Annotated in this window: 4 protein-coding genes; all 4 read right to left on the bottom strand. The window is 45.1% G+C overall.

Features of this window, described 5'->3' with window-relative positions:
- Window positions 1-327: aminopeptidase P family N-terminal domain-containing protein (locus ABY436_RS19535; RefSeq protein WP_372740599.1), on the bottom strand; the 327-nt coding region annotated here is incomplete at its 3' end.
- Window positions 328-799: 472 nt separating this feature from the next.
- Window positions 800-1,567 carry a creatininase gene (locus ABY436_RS19530; protein ID WP_372740598.1) on the bottom strand — a complete coding sequence of 256 codons (768 nt, stop codon included), beginning with the start codon at window positions 1,565-1,567 and terminating at the stop codon, window positions 800-802.
- Between the two features lie 2 nt (window positions 1,568-1,569).
- A complete protein-coding gene (locus ABY436_RS19525) occupies window positions 1,570-3,168 on the bottom strand; it encodes a BCCT family transporter (protein ID WP_372740597.1) in 1,599 nt (532 codons plus the stop codon).
- A gap of 176 nt (window positions 3,169-3,344) precedes the next feature.
- The coding region (locus ABY436_RS19520; RefSeq protein WP_372740596.1) for a M24 family metallopeptidase at window positions 3,345-3,792 on the bottom strand (448 nt) is incomplete at its 5' end.

The following is a 3,792-nucleotide window of genomic DNA, read 5'->3' as shown; positions in this document are numbered from 1 at the left end:
GAAGTTGTCTTTTTGCCAGTCGGTGTAAACGACGTTATCGCCCAACTGGTTACGACGGTACGGCTGACCCCCATCGATATTCGCAGTCACTGTCGTATAAGAATCAGCAGTCACGACCAAACCATAGTCACGACCAAAGCGGCAATAAACGAAATCACTGTAGTAATTGATGTTGTGGTAAGAAGTAAACAACACGGCCTGCATGTCATTTTCTGCCATATAGCGACGTAACTTTTCCAAACGGGCGTTAAGTTCAGCTTTGGAAAAAGTTGGCTGTACCTTTTCGCCATTGGGAATCGACAACGTCTGTGGCATCTGCATCTTCATGTGTAAAACCCTCTTATTATTTTCTGAATTGATTGCGAATAATCTTACGTTCGGTTGTGGGTCTGGACGCCACAAAAGCAAGTTTGCTTAGATTCAGACTAACGCCAAGCAAGACATAATAGAAATCAATAATTAAAATGGAAACATTTGCAAAACTAATGACAACAACCAGATTCGATCCGCGTCAAAGCACAGCCTGAATTAAAAACAAAAAAACGACATGTGTGATACAGAGAGGGGTGGACTTGCGTGAGCGGGGGGATTCTTAGCAAGGAGAATTAAGAAATCTGTAGTCACCAATACTTCTCGCAAAAAGCACAGGGCACTGATTTCAGGAGATAAGGAATGATGATTTAAGTCGCTCTCATGCAAAAGCATGCTTTATCATCTGAACCGATAAAAAATATACAAATTGCCTCCACAGTAGCTATGAATTGAAAATCCCATAGCCACTGTAGAAGCGCCTAGGTATCTATGCCGTAAAACGCTCTTTAACGCTTTCAGTGATACCTACAACACACACATCCAATAACAGCTTACCATTTTCAGCCGTCGCTTTACGGGCCGAGGATAACGTTCCACTTTCTGGTACCCAGGACTGATCTGAAGGAAAAATGTCATAGGGAGGAAAAGTAGCAGGATCGTGATCCATCACCTTATCCATATTTACCAGGTCAGGATGTAAATGCAGCATTAATGAAGTCTCAAGTACTCCTCCATGCTCAACATCCCAGCCGGTAAAACCATCAGGGAACACTTCCTTAATAGTGTCCTTCGTAACAAAATCCCAGTAAGACAGTAACATCACGTTGGCGTTTATACCTTCATGACGCAGGTGTTCTAATGCCAGATCAATACCCTCGACGATAAACATCGAATTCTCATAGTGACCATTGACCAGAACAAACTTACGGTTGCCATGCCGCGCATAAGCGACAACGACATCACGAATCATATCAATCAGGGTTTTACCGTTAATACATGTGGTTCCCGGAAAGAAATTGCCTCCACCAGATTTCACCTGTGATTTATATCCATATGAGATTGGGTGCGCAACAAGTCCATTCTCCAATTGCTTAGCGACACCTTCTGAAATAGCCTGAGGTATCAACACATCAGGGTTCATCGACATATGCGGTCCATGCTGCTCAATTGCTCCGATGGGAAGCAAAATTACCGCTTCGCCACCCCTAACACGCGCCTCATACGTTTTCCAATCTAGATCTGCCAGTCTGACCATTTTTAAGCCCCTCTTGCAACTGTTGACATAGCTAGCTGAGCCCCAATTAGCTTAGATTCTGCTTTAACACCCTTTGCGAGAGAAAAGCACATAAACACCATCAGTAATGAGAACGGCAGGGCGGCTGTAATTGAGGCTGTCTGTAAAGTACTCAGAGCAGCACTTCCTCCAGCAGTCAGCAACACTGCTGCCACGAGCCCTTGCATAACGCCCCAAAAAATACGGTGACGTATTAACGGGTGCTCAGCACCTTCACTCATAATGGTAGTGAGTACCAAAGTACCCGAATCGGATGAAGTGATAAAATAAGTTGATACCAATAAAGTACCGCATATTGTTGCCAGATAACCCATTGTACCAGCATCCATACCAGCAATTGTCGCATACAGTGCATCAGCCACATTGTTCTTAACAGTATCAGCAATTCCGCCCGCGCCAGTAAGATCAATATTCAGCGCTGTTCCACCGTACGCAACCAGCCAAACAAAAGACAGAGCTGAAGACACTCCCACCACACCCACGATAAACTCACGAATAGTACGTCCACGGGATACCCTGGCAATAAAGACACCAACGAAAGGCGCCCAAGACATCCACCAACCCCAGTAAAAGACAGTCCACCAACCTTGCCACATGTTCTTCCATGTTGCATCAGCATCGCTCCAGGATTGGGTTTGCGGCTCGATGAAGGCGTTCATTGGCACCAGATTAACCATATAATCCATCGTGGTACTCACCAGCAATTTAACGATATAAACGGTTGGGCCTAATATCAGGAAAAATGCCAACATGATTATGGTGAGCCACATATTAGTAATGGATAGGTATTTAATACCTCGTTTCAAACCCGTCATAACCGATACCAGTGCACAAGCAGTGATAACAACGATCAGAATAAGCTGCACTTTAAGGCTTTGAGGAATCTCCCAGATAGCATTTAAACCAGCATTAATCTGTTGTACGCCTAAACCCAGTGAAGTCGCAATACCAAATAGCGTTGCAAAAACGGCAATAACATCGACAGTGATGCCGATTGGACCGTTTACCTTCTCACCTAACAAGGGATACAGGGTGTAACGAATACTCAGCGGCTTTTTCAATCGATAGCAAACAAATGCCAGCGAGATCCCGACTACACAGTAGATTGCCCAGGCATTTAAGCCCCAATGGAAGAAAGTAACTTGCATTGCCTCTTCTGCTGCTGCAGTTGAATTGACTGCCCCACCAAAAGGCGTACCACTTGCAAAGTGAAACATAGGTTCAGCAATCGACCAGAAAATAATGCCTATCCCCTGGCCTGCTGCATAAAGCATCGCGAACCAAGCAAAGTAGCTAAATTCAGGGCGCTCATCATCATCACCCAGACGGATCTCTCCGTGTCGGCTAAACGCCAACCAGGCACAAAAAGCCAGGAAAAAAGCCGCAAGCCCGACATACCAGGCATTTGCAGATAACGTAATGAAAGTACGTGTCTGATCTATGACTGAGGCAGATTCCTCAGGAGCGATCAATGTGTACAACGTGAATATTGCAGTAACAGCGAGTGAAATAAAGACAATATAAGGGTTGATACCCTTAATTGGCCCACTAGTAATAACCATTTTTTTCACCTCTCGGGATTGAAAATAAAACCAATCCCTTGTTATTTTTATTTGAGGTTCCGTTGTCAAAAAACTATTTTACAGTCAAAATTCAAGTACACACTCAAATTTTATCAGCGCTTTATGCCATAACATTCATTTTCCGACAACGGAACAAATACAACATTACTATTTAATTAACCTTTAATAATGTTGTGCTCAGGGCCGAACGGGAACTTAGTGATGTTTTCAACACTGTCCTCGCCGACGACAAGAATATCGTGCTCACGGTAACCGCCTGCGCCCGCCCGGCCTTCCGGCAGCATCAGCATTGGCTCCATCGAAATCACCATGCCTGGTTCGATGATGGTGTGCACATCTTCACGTAATTCCAATCCTGCTTCGCGGCCATAATAGTGGCTCAGGGTGCCGAAAGAGTGACCGTAACCAAAGGTGCGGTACTGCAACACATCATGCTTGAGGAAGATTTCGTTCAATTCGGCGGCGATATCACTGCAACGCGCACCCGGACGGATCAGCTCTAAACCACGACGGTGTACTTCACAGTTGATCTCCCACAACTCCAGATGACGATCAGATGCAAACTCGCTGAACAGCGTGCGCTCCAGCGCGGTGTAGTAACCG

It is taken from the genome of Neptunomonas sp., from assembly GCF_041601355.1.
Taxonomy (GTDB): Bacteria; Pseudomonadota; Gammaproteobacteria; order Pseudomonadales; family Balneatricaceae; genus Neptunomonas.
The sequence above is the reverse complement of the archived record's forward strand: the minus strand, read 5'-3'. Positions and strand labels throughout refer to the sequence as shown.

What these genes read in the sequence shown, in the direction of transcription:
- ABY436_RS19525 (WP_372740597.1), bottom strand. Translation starts at nt 3,168, where the DNA reads ATGGTTATTACTAGTGGGCCAATTAAGGGTATCAACCCTTATATTGTC.
- ABY436_RS19530 (WP_372740598.1), bottom strand. Translation starts at nt 1,567, where the DNA reads ATGGTCAGACTGGCAGATCTAGATTGGAAAACGTATGAGGCGCGTGTT.